At 49.1% G+C, this 22,463-nt stretch carries 16 protein-coding genes; 9 read left to right on the top strand and 7 right to left on the bottom strand.

Features of this window, described 5'->3' with window-relative positions; all coding sequences use genetic code 11:
* Positions 1–51: 51 nt before the first annotated feature.
* The 3 genes from FR741_RS23130 to FR741_RS23140 form a co-directional block, all read right to left on the bottom strand.
* Positions 52–975, bottom strand: a complete 924-nt coding sequence (locus tag FR741_RS23130; RefSeq protein ID WP_167427815.1) for a Fe(3+) dicitrate ABC transporter substrate-binding protein FecB — start codon at positions 973–975, stop codon at positions 52–54.
* A 100-nt stretch (positions 976–1,075) separates the two neighbouring features.
* Positions 1,076–3,214 carry a TonB-dependent siderophore vibrioferrin receptor PvuA gene (pvuA, locus tag FR741_RS23135; protein WP_029853989.1) on the bottom strand — a complete coding sequence of 713 codons (2,139 nt, stop codon included), beginning with the start codon at positions 3,212–3,214 and terminating at the stop codon, positions 1,076–1,078.
* 121 nt (positions 3,215–3,335) lie between these two features.
* Complete coding sequence (locus FR741_RS23140; protein WP_167427816.1) at positions 3,336–5,372, bottom strand: TonB-dependent receptor; 2,037 nt, start codon at positions 5,370–5,372, stop codon at positions 3,336–3,338.
* Between the two features lie 250 nt (positions 5,373–5,622).
* On the opposite strand from FR741_RS23140, the gene FR741_RS23145 reads away from it, so the two are divergent.
* From FR741_RS23145 to FR741_RS23165, 5 genes are read left to right on the top strand one after another with little or no spacing between them, the layout of a single operon-like run.
* Complete coding sequence (locus FR741_RS23145; RefSeq protein ID WP_167427817.1) at positions 5,623–6,834, top strand: ATP-grasp domain-containing protein; 1,212 nt, start codon at positions 5,623–5,625, stop codon at positions 6,832–6,834.
* Positions 6,831–8,663 (top strand): IucA/IucC family protein, encoded by a 1,833-nt coding sequence (locus FR741_RS23150; protein ID WP_167427818.1) that lies wholly within the window; start codon positions 6,831–6,833, stop codon positions 8,661–8,663. The genes FR741_RS23145 and FR741_RS23150 overlap by 4 nt, the downstream gene beginning before the upstream one ends.
* A 6-nt stretch (positions 8,664–8,669) precedes the next feature.
* Positions 8,670–9,875: an MFS transporter gene (locus FR741_RS23155; protein ID WP_109169279.1), complete on the top strand. Its 1,206-nt coding sequence runs from the start codon at positions 8,670–8,672 to the stop codon at positions 9,873–9,875.
* Positions 9,847–11,676, top strand: a complete 1,830-nt coding sequence (locus FR741_RS23160) for an IucA/IucC family protein (RefSeq protein WP_167427819.1) — start codon at positions 9,847–9,849, stop codon at positions 11,674–11,676. Before FR741_RS23155 ends, FR741_RS23160 begins: the two co-directional genes overlap by 29 nt.
* Positions 11,669–12,871, top strand: coding sequence for a type III PLP-dependent enzyme (locus FR741_RS23165; RefSeq protein ID WP_167427820.1), 1,203 nt, complete (start codon positions 11,669–11,671; stop codon positions 12,869–12,871). Before FR741_RS23160 ends, FR741_RS23165 begins: the two co-directional genes overlap by 8 nt.
* A 73-nt stretch (positions 12,872–12,944) precedes the next feature.
* Here FR741_RS23165 and FR741_RS23170 read toward each other — a convergent pair whose 3' ends face one another.
* The 3 genes from FR741_RS23170 to FR741_RS23180 are packed head-to-tail and all read right to left on the bottom strand — an operon-like array spanning position 12,945 to position 16,319.
* Positions 12,945–14,189, bottom strand: a complete 1,245-nt coding sequence (locus tag FR741_RS23170; RefSeq protein WP_167427821.1) for an ABC transporter substrate-binding protein — start codon at positions 14,187–14,189, stop codon at positions 12,945–12,947.
* Between the two features lie 2 nt (positions 14,190–14,191).
* Positions 14,192–15,622, bottom strand: coding sequence for an ATP-binding protein (locus FR741_RS23175; RefSeq protein ID WP_021822097.1), 1,431 nt, complete (start codon positions 15,620–15,622; stop codon positions 14,192–14,194).
* Positions 15,612–16,319: a response regulator gene (locus FR741_RS23180; protein WP_167427822.1), complete on the bottom strand. Its 708-nt coding sequence runs from the start codon at positions 16,317–16,319 to the stop codon at positions 15,612–15,614. Before FR741_RS23180 ends, FR741_RS23175 begins: the two co-directional genes overlap by 11 nt.
* A gap of 265 nt (positions 16,320–16,584) precedes the next feature.
* Between FR741_RS23180 and ptsG the strand changes: the two genes are divergently transcribed.
* Positions 16,585–18,027, top strand: a complete 1,443-nt coding sequence (gene ptsG, locus FR741_RS23185) for a glucose-specific PTS transporter subunit IIBC (protein WP_167427823.1) — start codon at positions 16,585–16,587, stop codon at positions 18,025–18,027.
* 96 nt (positions 18,028–18,123) lie between these two features.
* Here the strand turns inward: ptsG and FR741_RS23190 are convergent, their stop codons facing one another.
* The gene (locus tag FR741_RS23190; RefSeq protein ID WP_167427824.1) at positions 18,124–18,570 is read right to left on the bottom strand and encodes a DUF302 domain-containing protein; all 447 of its coding nucleotides are present in this window, start codon (positions 18,568–18,570) and stop codon (positions 18,124–18,126) included.
* 227 nt (positions 18,571–18,797) lie between these two features.
* Between FR741_RS23190 and FR741_RS23195 the strand changes: the two genes are divergently transcribed.
* The 3 genes from FR741_RS23195 to FR741_RS23205 all read left to right on the top strand — a co-directional run bounded on the left by FR741_RS23195 (position 18,798) and on the right by FR741_RS23205 (position 22,460).
* Positions 18,798–20,789, top strand: a complete 1,992-nt coding sequence (locus FR741_RS23195; protein ID WP_167427825.1) for a U32 family peptidase — start codon at positions 18,798–18,800, stop codon at positions 20,787–20,789.
* 152 nt (positions 20,790–20,941) lie between these two features.
* A complete protein-coding gene (locus tag FR741_RS23200; protein WP_053808213.1) occupies positions 20,942–21,586 on the top strand; it encodes a class I SAM-dependent methyltransferase in 645 nt (214 codons plus the stop codon).
* Positions 21,576–22,460 (top strand): hypothetical protein, encoded by an 885-nt coding sequence (locus FR741_RS23205; RefSeq protein ID WP_167427826.1) that lies wholly within the window; start codon positions 21,576–21,578, stop codon positions 22,458–22,460. The genes FR741_RS23200 and FR741_RS23205 overlap by 11 nt, the downstream gene beginning before the upstream one ends.
* Positions 22,461–22,463: the final 3 nt, after the last annotated feature.

The raw sequence follows: 22,463 nt of genomic DNA on the forward strand, positions 1-22,463 counted from the left end.
TCCAATGCGGTTTTCTAACCGAAGTCGGGCTTTCTGAGATTATCGACGCACTCATGAGCGCCCCAATAACGCTTCAAGGTTGCGGGCAATTTCTTCCGCCGCCAACATACCACGATTTAATGACCACAGCTCCGGAGAGACTTCGACCAGTTGTCGCTTTTTCGCCGCAGTTAACAGCTTAAATAATGGATTTTTGCGCCATTCATCCACGATATTTGGTTGAGAGTAAAGTCCAACTAGTAACCAATCAGGGTTGGTTTTTAGTAAAAGTTCGAAGCTGGTTGGGATATAAGCATTTTGCTCAGACGGAGCCAGAGGGCTTTGGATGCCTAGTGTACTCAAAACACCACCAGCGTAAGAAACCGGGCTATGCAGCCACATCCCTTTATCGGAAACCACACCAAACTGAATGGTTTCTTGTGTCGCAAAATGCTGTTTGAACTCCGCCATGGTCTGTTTGTGCAGCTCGATTCGTTGCGTCATTTGCGCTTGCTTGCCAATTGCCACGCCGATTTTTTGTGCGGATTCGAGATTTTCTTGATATGTCTCTCCACGGCTTTTTAGCAGCAAAGTTGGCGCAATTCGCTGCAAATCTTGATAAATCGCGCGATGACGTTCGGAATCGGCAATGATCAAATCAGGCTTGAGCACCGCAATCGCCTCTAAACTCGGTTGTGAGCGCATGCCGACCGATTGCCAAGGTTCGATCTTGGCACGAACAGCAGGGATGACTCGTATGGCATCGTTGTCATCGGCAACGCCTACCGGTGAGACATCGACGGCTGCCAGAGCGTCCACAAACGAAAACTCCAAAACCACAATACGTTGAGGTATCGCTTCTAGCTCAAAAGTGCCTTGCTCATCTTGCACGCTGCGCGCCTGAGACAATGCGCTAAATGACATAAAAACTGAGCTCAACAGCATCAGCAAAACGGTTGAAAAGTGTTTGATCGTAAATTGTTTTTTATTTTTCATCTTGCTTTTTCCAGTGCTAAGAGTTTTCCATTACCTAAGATCGGCAAAGTCGCCAAGGTAAATTGGCGACTTTTATTTTCAAACTCGGCGAACGAAACGCTTAAAACTGATAGTTCAGATCCAGTGTGTAAGAGCGTCCCGGAGCTGGGTATCGACCAACTGGGCTGGTATCAATCCCACGGAAGTAATACTCCTCGTCAAACAAGTTGTTCACCGCAACATTCATGCGTAACTTGCCTTTGTCGTCTTTGTATAAATCCGTACCTAAGTTGAAGTTCCACACCATGTAAGACGGCACTTTGCCCGTTGCACCTGTTGCGTCTTCAGCACTGGTGTTGGCGTTATCGGTATACGAATCACTGAAGTAGAAGCCCGACAGCGTGGTGTCCATGCCGTAAAACGCGTAGGTCGCATCCCAACCAAGTTGATGTTTAGAGGTGTAAGGCAGCTGGTTACCTTTATTCGCACCTTCTTCTTCAAGCGTGGCATCGAGGTAGTTGTAACTTGCGCCCAAGCTCAGAGCAGGTAGAACTTCAGGCACGTAACGAGCGGAAAGTTCTAAACCTTGGTGAAGTGTTTTTCCGATGTTATCGAAGGTCTGCGTTGAGCTTTGCCATTGCAGTTGGTCTTCAAAATCGATGCGATAAAGTGCAGCGTTAAAACTGGTCGCATCTTGGGTGTAACGCGCGCCGACTTCGTAGTTCCAAGCCAGTTCGCTCCCTTCTTCACCCAAGCCTCGGATGTAGGCAATTTGTGGCGCACGAAGCGATTTTTGCGCGTTCGCATACGTTACCCACTGATCGGTCACGTTGTATGCCACCGTCAAACCCGGCAGCCATTCGGTCACCTTGTTGTCTGCCGTTTGCTTTTTACCGCGATCGGTAAACGTCATGCGAACCGATTCAACACGCAGCCCTGGCGTTACCTTCAACGTGTCGTTGAACAAGCCAATCTCGTTGCTGACGTAACCAGCAAACGCATCCGTATCTAAATGCCAATCACGCGGCACTTTGGTTGCGCCACCAGCGATTGGAGTCTGAGTAAGTTTGTAGTCAATGTCTTCGTTAACATAACGAGTACCCACGATCCAGTTTTGGGTAACGGATTTGCCTTCACCAAAATACATCGCCATTTTCGGCTCTATGCCGTACACGGTAAATTCACGTGGAGAGGTACGAACGTCCGTCGCAGGCAGAGCCGGATCCGCCCAATGGCCACCCGCACTGTTAAAGCCCCACTTGAAAAGACGCTCTGATTTGTGACCAAACGTGAGCACTTCTAGCTCGGCACTGTCGGCAAATGGCAAATCGTGGATGTACTTAACACTCCAGCGCGTCGACTTACCTTCATAATCATCGTAAGGACGTTTCGATTGATGACGATCTTGCTCGTAATCTTGTGGCGAAAGTGCGCCCGGCATTTGCGTTTCAGCATCGTAACGTTGCAGGAATGCTTGAATCTCTTGAGTATCACTCAGTAGCCACTGTGCTTTAGCTTGAAAGTTCTTCACGTCCGTATCGGAATGTTCACGGAAGCTTTCGCCTTTTAGAAAGTTACCTTCCAACTGCAGCGCGAATGTGTCGCTTAACCAGCCACCCGTGCGTAGGTAAAAATCATTCAGCGGCGCATCACCACCGTCAAACACGGTAAGGCGGTTGCTGATTTCAGTTTGCCAAGTGTGTGGAATCGGTTTAGTCACTAGGTTGATCACACCACCGACGTTGTTTGGGCCGTACTGCACTGCGGCACCACCGCGTACAATGTCAATACGATCAAGCATCGATAGCGTTGCTGGGAAGATAGACTGACCAGTATGGCCGTATGGCGCGAGCGTTAGCGGCACACCATCCATCAAGAACTGCGCATGACCACTTCGACTTGCTTTCAAACCACGTACGGAAATGTTAGGCAATACGCCCGTTCCGCTTTCATCCTGAACTTTAATACCCGGAACGCGCTGTAGCGCATTATCAATCGAACCTGCGGCGGTTTTCTCAATTTGATCACGGGTAATGACGGTACGAGCACCTGGGTACTCTTTGACGTCTTCAATGTCAGAGTTGCCAATCACGCTGCCAGTGACAACCACCGTTTCCATCACGGTGGTTTCGTTTTTTTCAGCAGGAGCGGCAACTGCGCTCATGGAGGTGGCAGAAGCGATAGCAATCGCGAGCACACTGTAAGTGGTAGACAAACCAGCACGTACACGCACTTTACCGTCCAAATTCTGGTAAGACATTAAGGTCTCCTTTGCGAGAAATTGAGCCTCGGGCAAAACATTTCCCGTAGGCTCTCGGGGCTAAAACATCCTCAATAAGAGGCAAAAATCGGCTAACGTGCGCCAACTACGCACAACGAGCCTAGAACTGGTATCCGTAGCTAAGCATGAACTCGGCTGGTGCGCCGTAGCCAATCTGGTTTAGGCCAGACGTGCCGTTTGTTGCGCCAAGAATGTATTTCTCATCCAAAATGTTGTAAGCGTTCGCTTGGATCTTGTGACGACCAGTGGTGTACGCCGCCATCAAATCCACCGTGGTGTAATCGCCAAGTGCGACGGCTTCGTCGTTACCTGCATAACGATCGCCCACGTATTTCACGCCGCCACCCAAACGCCAGTTGTCATCCAATTGGTAAGTGCTCCAAAGGGAGAACAAGTGGTCTGACACATCGTTCGGCTTTTTACCTGTGGCTTTGTCTTCTGCGTCTAAGTAGCTGTAACCAACAGAGATATCCCATTGTTTGGTGATTTGGCCGCGAGCTTCTAGCTCAATGCCTTGGTGACGCACTTCAATTTTGTCGATCACATCGCCGTCTACGTTAGTTTGTGGCTGCTCTTGGTCGATCTGGAACAGTGCCGCATTCAACATTAATGCGTTATCCAGCAGGTACGCTTTCGCCCCCACTTCTTTTAAGTCGGTATGGAAGAATTCCGCCAACTTTGGATTGATGTAGATGCCTGCGTACGGCAACTGCCAAGAGCGCGCTAAACTGGCGTAAACGGATGTGTCGTAATTGATGCGGTATACCAAACCAGCGCGATAGCTGACTTTGTCATCGTCCAATTTTTCCTTTCCTGCGCCAGCTTTTTGCTGTTCGAGATCCATCGAGTCGTAACGCACATTACCGATCACAGAAAGGTCGCCCCACGTGTACACATCTTGTACGTACACACCCGTGGTTGTGGTGGTATTGTCACGGAATGGTTTGAAGCCCGGATCGGGTGTTGGGCCCACAACTGGGTTGTAGATATTTTGCGGAGGAAGCGTTTTGTCACTTGCCAACGTCAGGTCGATATCAATTTGGTTGAAATCCGCGCCCAACATCAATTGATTGTCGTTGGTTTCCCAAATCAGCTCAGATTGCAAAGTGGTTGTAGTACGCGGATCGTAGCCAAAGTTATTCACGGTTTGAGACACTTCATTGCCCGTCACTTTGCCCTGACGCGTGCCTTTTTGCTCAAGTTCGATATGGTTGAACGCCGCTCGGTTGTTCCATACCCATTGATCGTTCAAACGCCATTCGTAGTCCACTGCAACGCGAAGACTGTCCGACTCCTGATAATCGTTCGTGCCACCAAAGTAAGTACTCACTGGCAAATCAACTGGCTTGCCATTTTTTGATGGCACACCACGATATGGCACTAATTCTTGATGGGCGTATTCAACGTCAATATCAATGGTATGACCGTCCGCTGGCAACACGCGAATGGTCGGCGCGATGAAGAAATCGTTCGAATCAACATGATCGACGTAAGAATCGGCCTGACGGTATTCCAAGTTAATACGTCCGTTGACCTTGTCAGAAAATGCCATTGAGCTGTCGACTTGACCAACATACTGGCTGTTGCTGCCCACACTGCCTTTTACGTGGGTGAAGTTATCGCCGTTAGCGCGCTTCGTCACCAAGTTGATGATGCCACCTGCCGAGCCACGGCCATACAGCGCGCCCGCCGGGCCTTTCACAATTTCAACGCGCTCAACGTTCGCCAAGCTGCGGTAAGACTGCAACGTACCGTCGTCTCGCATGCCGTCACGGTACATATCATTGAGTGAATCAAAACCACGGATCATGAACTGATCGCGGCTGCCTTCGCCCAAGGTGTTATTGACCCCGGCTACCCCATCTAGCGCATCCACTAAACGCACCGCGCCTCGGTCTTGCATTTCTGTTTTCGTTACTACAGATACCGCTTGTGGCACATCAAGCCATTCCACATCGGTTTTGGTGCCTGATTGAGGCATGTGTTCAGCATAACCTTCGTACTGATGACCGAAGACTTGAATCGTTTCAGTTGCTGATGAGGTTGAGTTCGTCTCTTCTGAAGCCACTGCGCTTGGTGCTACTAGTGAAGAACCAATCGCGACCGCCAAGGGGGTCAGGGTCAATAATTTATTCATTCCATAATTCCGTTTAGTTGTTATAAAGCCAACGGATGGAAATAAGAACAAATATTATTTCTATTTGCAATATTAATTTTATGCTCTATATTTATTTACCCTAAAAACACAACTAACAACAAAAAAAACCAAACATAATAACAATAAACACTAAAACTTCTGCCCTCCATCTCGCGAGAGGCACATTGGAAGACGACCGTGAGCGACTTTATCAACGTTAGAAGAAAATGTTAGAAAATTAGGAAAGCTCATGAAATCTACGATGATTATCGTAAGTCATGTCGTTAACGATGCAGTCACTCACGGCTTTGTGCCTGCAGCTAAAGCGATGGACCTTCACGTCGTTCTTATCACCGACCACAAGCTAAGCCATTTAGAGCTGGCGAGTCGTGATAGTCACTTTAATCCGGATGCCATTCTAGAGTGCGATGTCTTCAATCCCTTGGAGATCATCGAAACCATCACTGAGAATGAGTTAAAACCCGACGCTATTTTCAGCAATAGTGATCACTTACAAACTTCCACCGCCATCTGCGCGCAATTTTTTGGCCTCCCATCCAAAGATTGGTCTGTCACGTTAAAAGCCAAAAACAAACACTTAACTCGACAAGTGTTAAATGAAAAAGCCCTACCCAACACACAAAGCTGTTTGCTGCACCGCCATTCGAATGTGGCATTAGGCATGGCCTTTCCTGTCGTGGCAAAACCCAAAGAAGGCGTGGCAAGTTTAGATGTGCAGCGCTGTGACTCCCAAAGCGAGCTCGACGCATACTGCGATGCGTTTTGGCAAAAACACCCAAACGCCGCCATTCTGGTGGAGCAATTCCTTCAAGGGCCGTTGGTTACGCTCGAAACTCTGGGAGATGGTGAGCGCCTTATCGCCGTCGGCGGTTTTGATGTGTCGCTCTCTGAGCCGCCTTACTTTATCGAAACAGCCGCAGACTGGAACGGACCAAACGGCATTGCTCACCGAGAAGCGTGCTTGGCCCAACTGAAAGCGTTCGGCGTTGGTTTTGGAGTTTGCCACAGCGAATTTATCATTACGGAAAATGGCCCGGTTCTGGTGGAAATTAACTACCGCAGTATTGGAGATGGCCGCGAATTCTTGCTCAACAATCTCGCTCACTTCGGCTGGTTTAGCACGATTTTGGGTCTGCATCTGGGTCGAAGATTGGACGGCGATTACCAAATTCATGGGTCAGCGCACGTGCACTACGTAGTTGCGGAGCACAGCGGTGTGATTGATGGAGATTCGACCTCCTTCATCCAAAACGATGACGATATCATCACCCAGCAACAGGTACTAAAAACCGCTGGAGAACACTTCCAACAGAGTTATTCCAATAAGGATTATCTCGCCCGAATTTCGATTGTCTCACCATCAGGGCGAAACCTCGACCAAGCGCTGCAGAACGCGCTTAGCAATTTCGATCTAGCTCCGACTCGCGAGGTGGCAGCATGAATCACAACGCTTTATACCTAACCCAACGATTGATCGATACTTGCCTGCGCGAAGACATGTTTGGCATTTTATCGAACGCCAAGTTCAGTAGCGCCGCACCAAAAGGGGTTATTGTTCCTCAAAGCGAGCAAGTCTGGCTGACCTTTGATAATCCGGATTTCACGCTCTATTTACCTGTTGTGCCAACGTATTACATGCAGCATTGGTGTTACGGCCAAACCAATGGCGAAGCGCCGCTAGGTTGGTGGGTGGAGAGGAATGGCCAAGTCGAGCATCAGCAGCATTATCAAGAGTGGATTGCGCTACTAACGACACTGGCGCATGAGAGCTCTCACGAATTGTTGGCGGGGTATCTTCAAGAACTGGAATGCGCAGAGAAACACAAAGCGCTGTGTGACCAAGCGTTTCGTCACCACGCCGACCACATTTCTCAACCAATATCCGAGCTTGGTTCTTGGCATAAAAAGCTACTGCTTGCCGACCAGATCGCTTCTTACCTTGACCACCCGTACTATCCAACTGCGCGTGCGAAGTTTGGTCTGAGCGATGAAGACCTTGCTAAGTACGCGCCCGAGTTCGCACAAAGCTTTGCTCTGCATTGGATTGCGATTGAAAAATCACTGGTGACATTAACCAGCGAACAACCTGATTGCTGGCCGACAATGGAGCAAGTTGGGCTTCCTGCTGATTTTACACTGAGCCACGTACTGTTCCCTGCGCATCCGCTCACCCTTCGCTCTTTAGAAACCTTACCCGAAGGCATGATAGAAGCGCCGTTTACGTACCTAGACGTGACGCCAACGCTTTCCGTTCGTACTGTGGTAGTCAACGACGCGCCGCATATTCACATCAAAGTTCCGCTGATCATGCGATCGCTAGGCACGAAAAACATTCGCTTAATCAAGCCTTCAACACTGTATGACGGCCACTGGTTTGAACGTCTACTCAGCCACCTTGAACAAACGGACGCCGATTTAAACACTCGCTTGTTCCATTGCAACGAAAAACACGGTGGACACGTCGGCGAGGGTAAAACCTTCGCGTACATCGTACGTGAGTACCCACTTACTCATTGCGAAGACAAAGCGTTAGTTCCGGTTGCAGCACTGGCAAGCCCAATGCCTGACGACCGCTTGTTCTTAGAACATTTGGCAGAGCAGTACTATCAACAAGATACGCTGGCGTGGTTCCAAGATTACGTCGACCTTCTTTGCCAAGTGCACCTCACCTTGTGGCTTCGTTATGGCATCGCATTGGAGTCCAACCAGCAAAACGCCATCGTTGCATTTGATCAACAGGGCAAAATGACGCTCGCGATGAAAGACAACGACGCGGCGCGAATTTGGCCAGAGCGCTTCCACTTTGCTACAGAGCATGCCGCCGAAAAACACGGCGCAAAAACACTTCCAGTGGATTGCGATGAACTGCTCGATCAACGCATCAAAGTCGACAATGAATTGGCGCTCGGTCAGATGTTTACCACCATCACATTACAATTGGATATCGCAGCGATTGTAGAAGCTATGGCAGCGAAGGGCATTGCCTCTTCAGCATCGCTTTACGCCATCGTGGCCAAAAGCATTGCTGAGCAACTCAACCGATTGGAAGGCGAAGGGTTAGAAACAAAACTGGCACGCGAGTTACTGCAAGATGCGCCTGATTTGTACGCCAAGTACTTGTTGAGCTCTGGCAGTTTGCTCTCGAAAGAAGCCTCCGGCGCGAGTGACATCAATAAATTCTATGGTTTGTCGGCTCCGAACTTCTTACTGCTTTCTAGCGAAGAAGCGCAGCGCGCCTACTTAGAAGCCATCAAAAAAAGCGTACGTTAAACGATTATGACCAAACTCATCTACAGTGTGTTGTTGTGCCACTTTATCGCTGCGTTTGCCGCGTTAGGTATGCCGCTATTTCTACCCGTCGTATTGCCAACGTTAGGCGCAAGCATTGATGCGGACTGGGCAGGGGTATTGTTTATCCTACCTACGTTTTGTACTGCGTTGGCGGCGCGATTTTGGGGCAACTTTGCCGATCGCTACGGTCGCCGCCGCTCACTCTTGCGTGCGCAACTTGGCCTTGCAGCAGGGTTTGCGCTGTGCGGCTTGGCAGACAACCTCGCCATGTTTGTGTTTGGTCTTATTGTTCAAGGAACCTTTGGTGGCACCATGGCCGCCTCGAACAGCTACTTATCTAGTCAAATTAAAGAAGCCAAAACACTCGGCAAGTCACTCAATAAAACCCAACTATCTGCTCGCTTGGCGCTGATCGTTGCGCCCATAGGGCTCGGCTGGAGCTTGTCAGAGACCGACCCACTCAACGCGTACCTGTGGTTATGCGTTTTGCCTTTGATTGCTATGGGCATCACGCTAACACTGCCAGCGGATAAACCCGCCGACCAAAACCTCGAAAAGCCAAACTCAGAATCTCAGCAAGAACAACCTGTTGCAAAGAAAAACGCAATGCATGCCATTCGTTGGATCTTCTTTGCTCAGTTCGGGTTTGCGTTTTCTATGGTGGTGACCTTTCCTTATTTCTCGCCGTTTGTGCAGCAATATGGCATCACTCACCACGCATGGATCGGTTTTTTGTACGCACTGCCGCATGGCGTCTATCTGTTGCTGGCAGGCAAAATCCACGTGTTGTCAGATGGGTTGAATCGCCATCAACCGCTGCGCACGTTGTGGCTCGGGTTTGCATTGCTTGCCGTGAGCTCTGCCTTGCATTTGATTGCGTCCGAAACCGCACTCATTGCTGCGAGAATTATCTTCGGCATCGCGATGGTGTGTTGCTATCACGGATTGCATCAGCATCTTGCGAGCAATCTGGATCGCAAACTCAGTGGCAAAGTATTTTCTCGCTTTGATGCCATGTCCAAATGGGGTGGCGTGGCAGCGGGATTTTGCGCTTCTTTCATTTCTAGCTTGGGGCTACTTGAGGTTCCTTTCCTACTTTCTGCGATAGTCAGCGTAATCACCTTGATCGCGCTGGTTCTCCATTCAAAATTTGGAAATCAACATGTTACAAACTCAATCCTCTCAGACTAGCGAGTTGCGCGCGCATGATGTGCAGCTCAATCGGGAGAAGGCCCAACTCAACACGATTATGGGTGTTCTTAATTGTTACTTACGTGAATTTGCACTGCCGAATCAACAAGTAGAATGGCACTACCAATCAACATCGCTACCCCAAACGTTAAAACGCAACTATTTCGCCAAGCAACGGGTAGCCGTTCATCTGTCTCAACAAAATGGCGTGCTGGTTTTGCCGATTCACTACGCGAGTAAACTGGGCAAAATCAAATTGGCAGAACTGCCTTGGGCGAAAATGCCGGGATCTGGTTGGGCAAAATTGGATGCCACGCAAACTCTTACGCTTTTGCTTAACTATCTCAAGCAGGTATTGGCGATCCCGTTTAACCATGAGCTGATCGAACAACTGGAAAATAGCGTGCTGGTTACCGAGCAGTTTCTCAACGTCGCGCCCAAATCGCATCACAACGAATTTATCGCTTCGGAACAATCTCTGATTTGGGGGCATACTTTCCATCCGACCCCGAAAAGTCGTTCGGGCGTCACCATGGATGATCTCTTGGCGTTTTCTCCAGAAGTCGGCGCGCAAGTCCCGTTGTACTGGTTTGAAGTGGATACGTCCTTACTTGATGTGCTGAATTCAGACGGAGACGCTAACCCTGCGCAGCGCATGCTACAACAGCTCGCGCCACAACACACCACCAGCAATGAGAAGACCCTCTACCCTTGCCATCCTTGGGAAAGCTACACCATTTTGAGCAACCCAAGCGTGAAGCGTGCCATTGAGCAAGGCAAGATCACACCACTGGGTTTAGGTGGTGAAAAGATGCAGCCGACCTCTTCAGTTCGTACCCTCTACCACCCAGACATGGATTGGTTTGCGAAATTCTCCATCAACGTACGATTAACCAATTGCGTGCGCAAAAACGCGTGGTACGAACTCGACAGCGCCGTGCAGCTCACGTCGATTCTCAAACCTATTAGAGAAAACGAACAGCTGCACAACCCCGTATTTAAAGTGATGACAGAGCCTTACGCCACCACATTGAATCTAGAAAGTGTCGCTGAGCGTAATTGGGATGACAACACCAAAGCGCGCGAATCGTTTGGGATTTTGTATCGCGAAAATTTCTCGTTGAGCGAAGTCGATATCTTAAAACCAACCCTCGCTGGCGCTCTGTTTGCTTACGACAAAAACGGCAACAGTTGCATTGCTCAACGCCTTAAAAACAAAGCGCGTACTACGCAAAATCGCTATTCCGACATCGCGACACTGTGGTTTGAACGCTATTTGCATGGCCTAATTCCGGGTGTGTTTAACTACTACTTCAAACACGGTGTGGCGTTTGAGCCGCATTTGCAAAACACCTTGATTGGCTTTGAGCAAGAGATGCCGTGTTGTGTTTGGATTCGTGATTTGGAAGGCACTAAATTACTGCCGGAGTTCTGGCCAGCAGAAACATTAACTGATTTGTCTGAACGCGCGCGACAATCGGTTTACTACAGTCGCGAACAAGGCTGGAATCGCATCGGATACTGCACCTTTATCAACAACATCAGCGAAGCGATTTTCTTCATCGCAGAAGGTGATGAGCCACTAGAGCAAACGCTGTGGAATGCGGTGCAAAGTGCCATTGTGCGTTGGCAATCCGTGAATGGAAAACAGCCGGAACTAGAAGCGTTGCTGAATGGCGGTCACTTCCCAAGCAAAAATAATTTCACCACGCGCTTGATGCAAAAAGCCGATAAAGAGTCGGGCTATACCCAAGTCGCCACGCCTTGGCAGCAACACGAAAAAGGAGCGCAACATGCCTAATTCCCTCTCTCTACCGACACGCGTTAGACAGCAAATTCACACGCTCGCACAGCAGCAAAATCAACCCTTATGCGCGTACTTGTATGACCTAAACGCCTTAGAAGAACACATCAAACAACTGCGTCACGTTTTGCCGAAAAATGTCGAGCTATTTTACGCGGCCAAAGCCAATCCATCAGGCCCGATTCTTACAACGCTCGCGCCGTATGTCGATGGTTTTGAAGCGGCATCTGGTGGGGAGTTGGCACACCTCCACCAGCAACAACTCGATAAGCCATTGATCTTCGGCGGCCCAGGAAAAATGCCAAGTGAATTGCAACAAGCGATTGAACTTGATGTCGATGCAATTCATGTCGAAAGCCTCACTGAGCTGCAACGCATTGGTGCCCTAACCGAGCGCCTCAACCGCCCTGCTTCGATCTTTTTGCGTATGAACATCGATATTGGCGACATCACGCTCAGCAAGTTGGCAATGGGCGGCAAGCCGACTCCGTTTGGCTTGGACGAGTCCGAACTGAGCAATGCTTTGATGTTGCTGCGCGATTTCCCGCAAGTGTCGCTGAAAGGCGTCCATTTTCACTTGATGTCGCATCAGCTCGATGTTGAACGTCACTTAGCGTTAATGCAGCGCTATTTCCAAGTCGTGAAAGCGTGGCAGCAGGAGTTCGAACTCAGTGAGCTGATGATCAACTTGGGCGGCGGCATGGGCATCAACTACCAAAACCCTGAGCAACACTTTCCGTGGATGGAGTTTTGCGACAAGTTGGAATTCCTGATCGCCAAAGAGCAAGTGCAAGATTGGACACTGCGTTTTGAATGCGGACGGTTCATCACGGCGGCATGTGGTTATTACGTGATGGAAGTGCTGGATATTAAGCAAAATCTTGGCGAAAACTTTGTCATCGCGCGCGGGGGAACTCACCACTTCCGCACGCCAGCAGCGCAGAACCATGACCATCCATTCGTCATCCTGAAAAACGAGCAGCACCACGAGATTTCTCACCCAATTCAGCATGCACAAGCGACCTTTGTCGGCCAGCTTTGTACGCCCAAAGATGTGCTGGCACGCAATCAACACGTCGCCCACGTCGATATTGGTGATTACGTTGTGTTTACCTTAGCGGGCGCCTATGCGTGGAACATCTCCCATCAAAACTTCTTGATGCATGAACCGCCGATCTTCCACTATTTCTAAACGGCATACTTCGCTTCACTCAAGCCCCAATCATTGGGGCTTTTTTATTCCACTCGGCACAAATTCATTGCCATCAACTGCTTTGCGAAATAGCAATAATGCGTTTTATCAGCTCGTCGGGTTCCATCTTGGGATTGCGGTAAAAACGGAAGATTTCCGAGTTTATCGCTTGCTGAGCAACCGGATTGACCGCCATCGAGTCAATCATACTCGGCACAGCGAGGTTGTGTTTAACGCCGTAGTGAAAGTCTTGATATGACTGGACCTGACACGGATTAAAATCGCTGATGTCGATATCGGTGCGTACCGGAATCGAGCCTTTTACCTTATTGAACTTGGCTTGAAACTCGACGTCTGCCAGCGCGCTTGCGGTTTGCTGAGCCGCCTCGGCAGAAAACGACTTGCTCGACATAAACACCAAACTGTCCATGTTGTAGAGGAATACACCATCGCTGTCCGGCGTTGGGTAACAGCCGATCTCTTGCGGAACTGAGACTTGATTGGCGAGCAGCTCACCCAAAATCCAATCACCGCCGATTTGAAATAGCGCTTGACCGTCGGCTAGCGCTTGGGTTGCCGTATCCCACTTACTGTCGGGTAATTGGTTGTCGATCAACAAACTCAGGCGACGAAATTGCGTCAGCGCTTGGCGCAGTTTTTCGCTGTCGATGCTATCTCGCTCAAGCTTAACCATCGCATTGGTGTAGAACTCAACACCGCCAGTGGAGATCACTAAGTTCTCGAAAAGTTGGGCGACTTGCCACGGCTGCTCACCGACCGCGATCGGTACAATGCCATTTTGCTTGGCAAGCTCCATGGCAGCGAACATCTCTTGCCAGTTTTTCGGCGCGGAAAGATTCAGTTGTTTCAGCAGTTTGTGGTTGACCCACAGCCAGTTCAAACGGTGTAGCGTGAGTGGCAGGGCGATATAACCGTTGTGTGTTTTGTTGATTTCAATAGACAGCGGGTAGAGTACCTCGTCCCAGTGCTGCTCATCGGCCACCGCGTTAACGTTGTGCAAAATACCGATGGCATCCCATGCCTTAATACTTGGCCCTTCGATTTGCGCGAAGCTCGGTGGATTGCCCGCCAGCGCGCGAGCTTGCAGTACCGTCATCGCGCTGTCACCACCACCGCCTAACACAGGGCTTTGCAGCAGCTCAATATCGTGCCGTTTTAGCTGAGCTTTAAGTGTTTGCAGCGCTTGCTGCTCACCGTCAGAAGTCCACCAATGTAAAAACTCTACCCCTTGTGGCGACTCAGCGTGAGCGACGCAAGGGGCGAGCAACAGTGGGAACAAGAATGCCAGTTTGTTCATAGTCAGTCTCTCGGGAAAGTCAGCGTGGCGCAGAGGCCGCCAAACTGAGAATGGCTCAGCGACAAACTGCCGCCGTGAGCCTTTGCAATGCTCTGTGAAATGGTTAACCCCAGCCCACTGCCTTCTTTGTCGTTGCTAGCGCGGAAGTATGGCTGGCAGAGCTTTTCAAGTAATAAATCGTCAACACCGTCACCGTGATCTTCAATTTCAATCTGGATCGACTCTGGGCTTTCACTCAGCGTAATGTCCGCTTGATGGCCGTATTTGAGCGCGTTATCGACCAGATTCTGAATGCAGCGCTTAATCGCTAACGGTTTACCAGCAAAGTGGGTGCGGATTTCACCGTGGATGCGAATTGTGTCCGGCGCATCGGCGATATTGGAGGAAATGTGCTGAATCAGTTGGGTGAAATTGATCGGCTCGATTTCCTCGTGGATATCGGTCTCTTTAATGCATTGCAATGCGCCTTTGACCATCAAATCTAGGTCGTTACTCAGGCGGATAAAGCGTTCTCGGTCGGCGTCGTCATCCAGCATTTCCGCCCGCAGTTTTAGGCAGGCTATCGGCGTTTTCAGATCGTGGGAGATGGCGCTGAACAGCATCTCGCGGTCTTTAATGTGGCTGTCGATGCGTCGATTCATCTTGTTAAACGCACGTACCGCCGCTTTCAGTTCGTTACTGCCGCGCTCAGAGACTTCGGGCACGTCTAATCGGCTCGACATCAGGGTTGCGGCTTTTGCCAGCTCTCGAATGGGTTGAATTTCTTTGCGAACGATAAACCAGGTACACAGCAACAGCATTAGCGCGGACACCAATAGCGTCAGCCATTGGCGCAGCTCAAAATAGTTAGTCTCTAGGTTGATGTAAGGCGCGGGTAGCACCGCCGCGAGATAAAACCATTCGTTCTGCGCGACTTCGACCTGCATCACCAGAATAGGCGGATTGAGGTCACCAAACGAAAGCGAATAATGCGCCCACAATAGCGGCAGTTCGTCGATAGGTAGCTCGTTGTTGAACACTTTGAGTTTGTCACGCTGGGTAAACTCCACCTCGATATTAGGAATGCCGCTCAGCTCGCTTTCCAAAACCTCGCGAACTTGGTTGATGACCAACGTTTTGCGCTCGCTCTCTGGCAGTGGGTCGACATCAATCTGGTGATTGTTGAGTGAGACGAAAAAGCGCGTGCCTCCCATGTTGCGCAGTTGATTGAGCACCAAGTGGCGATATTCAGAAGGGAGGGTTTGAAAGAAAGCGATGGTGGAAGAAGCGCTCAGTGCTAAGCTTTTGACTGTGGTGGTCAGGCCCTCTTTATCGCGTTCGCTGGCGTGTTGATACCAGATAATCCCGGATAATACCTGCGCCAGAATGATCACCAGCAACAAGAACACACTGGTGCGAACGACCAGTGATCCCGTCCAGCGTTTAATTCTCATAATGCACGCCCGTGGTCAGCATGTAGCCTTTGTTGCGCACCGTTAGGATCAGCGAGCGGTCTTTATCTTCAAGGTGATGACGCAAGCGGCTGATCTGCACGTCGATGCCGCGTTCAAACGGGTCGGCATCGCGTCCCCAGATCTCGCGCGCAATGTCATCGCGAGACAATATTGATTGCGCGTGGTTGACGAACAAACCGAGCAGCGACAAATCCGCGCCACTCAGTTGCTTAACCTCGCGGCTAGCAACGTGGGTCAGTTGCCGGGTTACGGTATCTAATAACCAGTCGTCAAAACGCACTTTACGCGTCAGTTTGCTATTGGCGGTCGATTGGCTGCGTCTCAGAATGGTTTTGATGCGTGCGAGCAGTTCACGTGGACTGAATGATTTGGTGATGTAGTCGTCAGCGCCCATTTCTAGCCCTGCGACTCGGTCAGCTTCTTCAGTGACGGCGGTCAGCATGATGATCGGGATATCGGAGTTTTTGCGCAGTTTCTGGCACAGGGTAAAACCGTCTTCACCGGGCATCATAATATCGAGGATGATCAAATCAGGATGGTGATCGTTGAGCAGTTGCCACATCACGCCGCCGTTTTCTGCGCAAAGCACTTCAAACCCTGCGCGACCAAGGTAATCTGACAATGCTTCGCGAAGGTCGAGGTTGTCATCGACGACCAGTATCTGCTTGTTTTCCATCCTACTTTCCCTGTGTCCGTCCCTGTGCCTGCCCCTGAGTTTGGCGCTGGCCAATATGATGCATTCTTAAACGCCCATGCACAATCGAGCCGATTGCAATTTTCACTTCTCGGTGGAAGAGATTTGTAAGCGGCCACTTACAAACTGATTGCCTTTTGTAACCTTAGGCGCCGCCTTGCTCGCTATGATCATCCTGACCTTACGTGAAACAACATGACCTGAAGGAATCAGGTCCTACAACACTGGCATTCGTCAGGAGGAAACCATGTTTGCAAGTATATTTGGACAACTACAAAAAATAGGGCGGTCGTTGATGCTGCCTGTGGCGGTGTTACCGGTGGCCGGCTTGATGCTGGGTATTGGTAACGCGGGTTTTGCGTTTATTCCGGACGCGGTCAACAAAGTGATGCTCGCCGCTGGTGAAGGCGTGTTCGGCAACATGCAGTTGATGTTTGCGGTCGGTGTGGCGCTCGGGTTATCAAAAGGCAATGACGGTGCGGCTGCGCTCGCTGGCTTAGTTGGCCTAATTATTATGAACGCATCGCTCGGTATCGTGACTGGTCTGCGTGGCTTAGAAACTGACGCCACCATCATGGGCGTTGAGACGCTGCAAACCGGGGTGTTTGGCGGCATCTTTATCGGTGTGGTCGCGGCAATCATGTACAACCGCTTCTACAACATCAAACTGCCGGAATATTTGGGCTTTTTCGCGGGTAAGCGATTTGTGCCCATTGTCACCGGTCTATCGGCGATCGTCGTTGGTGCGATTCTCGCGTTTGCATGGCCACCTGTCGGACAACTTCTTGATGCATTCTCTCATTGGGCAGCGTACCAAAACCCGGTACTCGCGTGGGCGGTTTACGGCGCGGGCGAACGTTCATTACTCCCTGTTGGTTTGCACCACATCTGGAATGCGCCGTTCTTCTTCGAAGTTGGCAGCTATGTAGACCCAGAAACCGGCAAAGAGTTTACTGGTGAGCTCACTCGCTTCTTCGCAGGCGATAAAACCGCAGGTTATCTGTCTGGTGGCTTTATGTACTCCATGTGGGCGCTACCAGCAGCGGCACTGGCGATTTACCACTGCGCGTCTCCAGAGCGTAAGAAAATCGTCGGCGGTTTGATGATGTCTGCGGCGTTGACCTCTTGGTTAACTGGTATCACAGAGCCAATCGAATTTACATTCTTATTCGTCGCGCCAGTGCTGTACGTGATCCATATTTTCCTTACCGGTATTGCGTTTGCGATCACCGCATTTTTGGAAATCAAACACAGTACGGACTTTGCGCACGGCGCGATCCAGTTCTTCCTTTACTACCCAATGTCGAGCAACGCGTGGATGTTCATCATCATAGGTCCAATCTGGGCGACGCTGTACTACGGCTTGTTCCGCTTCCTAATTGTGAAGTTGGATCTGAAAACGCCGGGCCGTGAAACCGACATTGCAGAAGTGAAGATTGCCGGACAACCTGATGAAATTGCGGTGGATGTAGTAGCTGCATTGGGCGGCAAAGCCAATATTAAGTCAGTCGATGCGTGTATCACCCGTCTGCGTGTCTCGGTAAAAGACATTGCCAACGTTGATGTTGCTAAGCTAAAAGCGCTCGGCGCGCGAGATGTGTTAGTGATTGGCGACAGTTTACAAGCGATTTTCGGTACGCAGTCTGACTCAATTAAGTCAGAAGTGCACAGCGTACTCGCCGCCTCCTGATCTTATCTACCCCCAGCATAGGTAAGATTTGCCAACCTCCTTGTGAGGTTGGCTTTTTCGTTTTCGGAGTAAAAAAAGCGAAGCCAATAACCAGCCCTACTTCGCCGCCGCGTGGGTTAAATTGCCCAGCACGCCGCTGATTTTGTTCAATACCTCGTCACAGCCTTCAATATGATGGCGCTGCTTTAAATACATAGGATCGTTATAAGCTAACCACGTTTTGCCTTCAGCATCTTCATACACCAACACTTTTTGGGGTAAATCGAGCGCCACTTCCTGCGCACAGATCATCAGTGGCGTGCCCACTTTAGGGTTCCCAAACACGATAACTTCGGTTGGCCGCAACGTCATATCGACTTTCGTGGCATTCTCTTGATGGTTAATGCGCGCAAAGACGTTCAATCCTTTTTCTTGCGCGATAGCGACAAATTTATCCGCCGTATCTTTTGCTGAATGCGTGCTCGCAACGGTTACCACACCCTCCCCAGCCAACGCACTCAATGACGCCAACGCCACTACCAACCCGATGATTACTTTTTTCATTTGTCGTCCCTTCCTCTCTATGAGTCGAAAACTAAATATAGAAAAACCAAGTGTAGGAAAACTATAGAAGTCAGATTCCGCTATCGCGAATTGCACTCTACCCACTCAAGAGTCGACCGTGTAACACGGATTAATTGATTCAGATTAATAAAGCGTTAACTAGCTGAGCATCAAAAGCGTGAAATACGTAACATTTGCAGCCTATTTTAGTAAGAAAGAGAAAAGTAGTGACACGCGATCAATTTGAGTTATTAGCACCCGGTGGTGATTTAGATTCCATCAAAGCCGCCATTGCCGCTGGCGCCGATGCAATTTACTGTGGGCTCGACCGCTTCAATGCTCGTAACCGAGCGACCAACCTCACCTTAGATAACTTAAATAGCGTGTTAACGTTGGCCCATCAGCACAGCTGTAAGATTTTCCTAACGTTGAATGTGCTGATTTTAGAAAGTGAAATTCCAGCGATTGTTCGCTTGCTCAGCCAACTGAACACCACCAAAATCGATGGCGTGATCGTACAAGATCTCGGTCTGGCCTACATTCTCAAACATCACTTTCCCGATTTGGATGTGCACGCTTCAACGCAACTGAACACGCATAACGAAGGCCAAATCCTCTTTCTCAACCAGCTCACCGCGAGCCGAGTAAACTTATCTCGCGAGCTCAACATCAATGAGATCAAACATCTGGCGCAATTTGGTCGCGAGCACAACGTAATGATGGAAGTGTTTGTCCACGGCTCATACTGCATCGGATTCTCCGGAATTTGCTATATCAGTTCCGCTCGCAATGGTGCATCAGGTAACCGTGGACGTTGCAGTCAACCTTGTCGCGAACAGTACGAAACGACCAAAACGGGCAACAACTACCCACTCAATATGAAAGACAACTCCGCCTTTGGGGACTTGGAAGCGCTTGCCGATGCTGGCGTGTATTCATTAAAAGTGGAAGGACGAATCAAGAAATCGCACTACGTCTATACCGTGGTCGACAATTGGCGTCAGCAAATCGATCGCTTGTGCGAGGGTTTGGAACTCTCTGAAGACACCACCGAGTTATACACGGTGTTCAACCGCGATTTCTCTAACGCATTTTTGCAAGGTGATTTCGGCAAGGCGATGTACATCGACAACCCGCGCGACTACGCTGTAAAGCATTTTTCGAAGGTTTATCAATGCCAGTCTGCTGATGATGTGCAAGCGGTGAAAAAGAAACTCTACGACGACAAAACCGCGATCATTGAGAAAGTGGCAGAGCAAACCAAGTCGTTCGATGTCACTTCGACACAAGTATCCGGCCGCAGCTTGAAAGGGTCGATTTATGTGCCAACTCTGCCAGCGTTACCTCAACCAGAACCTCGCCAAGGTGCGCCCAAATTATCGGTTCTGATCTCGTCAGCACAAGAAGCCATGCTGTGCGAATATCACGACATTGATGTTTACTATCAATTGCCAATGGGATTGTCTGGTGAACTGAGCGCGATGATTGAGTTGTTCCAAGCCAACCCAATACTCAAACCTTGGTTTCCTGCCATTTTGATTGGCGAAGACTACCAAGCCGCGCGCGTATTTTTGGAAACCATCCAACCTGAGTTGTTGATCACCAACAACTCAGGCGTCGGCATGATCGCAAAAGAGCTCGGCTTAGGCTGGGTGGCAAGCCCACAAATGAACACGGTGAACTCATACGCGTTTAAATGCCTTCAAGACGAGTTCGCGGCAAGTGGCGCGTTTGTTTCTAACGAGCTGAATATGAAGCAGATGCGCCACATCAAGCGTCCGAAAAACATGCGCAGCTTCTACAGCATTTATCATCCAAATACCCTACTTACGAGCCGCCAATGTTTGTTCCAACAAACCGAAGGGTGCCGTAAGGTGAAGGTCAACAAAGGTTGTTTGAAACGCTGTGATAAACGCACGTCTATCATCAACTTAAAAGACAATCCTTACGTGGTGCAAAAACAGAAAGGCAGCCACAATTCGATCTACAGCGAACACAACGTCTTAAACCTGCGAGTGCTGCACGATCTGCCGCAATTGTTTACCGATGTGTTGATCGATCTGCGTGATATCCAGACCGAAACGAAAGTCTCAGCAAGCAAACCTGAGTTGATTGACGCGTTCTTAGCTCTACTTGAAGAACACAGCGAACAAACCGTCCAAACGCTGAATGCCATGATTCAACCAACAGCCAACGCGCAGTATTTAAAGGGGTTGTAGAATTTTTCTAACGAGGCAAACAAAACAATAAATTATCCTACACTCTACTAGAGGGAAGCGTAACGCTTTGTAAGTCAGATGGTTGGCTGAAGAACCTAGATCATCAATAGAAGAACTTCCTGGCCATTTGAGATAATTTATTTGAGTACGCCATGAAAATATCTAAAGGTATCGAAGAGCAGGGGATCCCTGTCGGAAACTATTACGACAAATACAATACTCAGAACCCCATCGCCAGAAAAATGATGAGCAATTTCGATCATCATTTATCGCAACTGGTTGATATGGTCACACCAAAGTCGATACACGAAATCGGCTGCGGAGAAGGAGTCTGGGCACTTAAATGGCATCAACAAGGGATCCGTGTGAAAGGGAGTGACTTCTCCCAACAAGTGATTCAACTAGCAAGAGACAATGCCCAAGCACACAACTTGGAAGACATTTTGTTTGAACAAAAAAGTGTGTATGACGTTGCTAGAAAGACTGATTCTGCTGACCTTGTTGTTTGTTGTGAGGTCTTGGAACACCTAGAGCATCCCGAGCAAGCACTAGCAACATTGCAAGATCTCGATACTGACTATTACATTTTTAGTGTGCCAAGAGAGCCGTTGTGGTGTGCGTTAAACATGGCAAGAGGTAAATATTTAAACAGTTGGGGCAATACTCCCGGACATATCCAACACTGGTCCAAGAATGCCTTTCTGACTTTGCTCAATCAACACTTTGAGATTCTCGAAGTACGCTCTCCCATTCCTTGGACCATGGTTTTATGCCAGCGTGTGAATCATGAAACATAATAAGAGTAAATTCATATTACGCTGGGTTGGGCGAACCATTACTATTTTTTCCATCGCCTTTGTATTAATCAAGCTCTCTACATACTCGCAGCAACTGAATATTCAGGATATTCCCTCTTACTCCTATCTGGTATTTGTTTTTTGTATAGGTCTCTACGCTTTGGGCAATTATATTCTTTCTATGGCGTGGCGACTTTTAATCGCGAACAGTGAATATACTCTGTCTGCATCAACTGCCATTTGGATGTTTGGCGGGTCTCAAATTGCTAAGTATCTACCTGGAAACATTTTCCAATTCGCTAGCCGACAAGTAATTGGCGTACAACACGGAATTAAGAATAATGTATTACTGAAATCGACCTTATGGGAAATAGGGTTGATGGGTATTGCGGCTGGTTCGTTTGGCGTCTTTCTGCTGAATGAGTACTTCCCTAATTTAATGGGGTACGAGATGACTTTATTCGCTGGACTTATCGTGATCACCGGATCAATATTAAGCTTGATAGCCAGTCGCAATTACCTAAAAGCTTGTGGGCTTTATCTCTGCTTTTTTTTGGTATCGGGCGGCATTTTCTCACTCATATTTTTTACGCTAAACGACAATCTAACTCCAACTTTAGAGACATTTTTACAAACATCTTGTTACTTCATCATCGCATGGTTAATAGGGTTTGCCACCCCAGGTTCTCCTGCAGGGTTGGGTGTCCGAGAGGCTGTTTTAATCACACTTCTAGATTCGCCGAGTATTGAAGATACACTCTTAGTTGCCGTCCTTGTTTCCAGAATCGTCACGGTTCTAGGGGATATGTTGTTCTTCGCTATCTCGAGTCTATTTAGGCCTAAGCAAGCCGTATCAAATAACTCACTTCTTTAAAGT

This window comes from Vibrio diabolicus (genome assembly GCF_011801455.1).
GTDB lineage: Bacteria > Pseudomonadota > Gammaproteobacteria > Enterobacterales > Vibrionaceae > Vibrio > Vibrio diabolicus.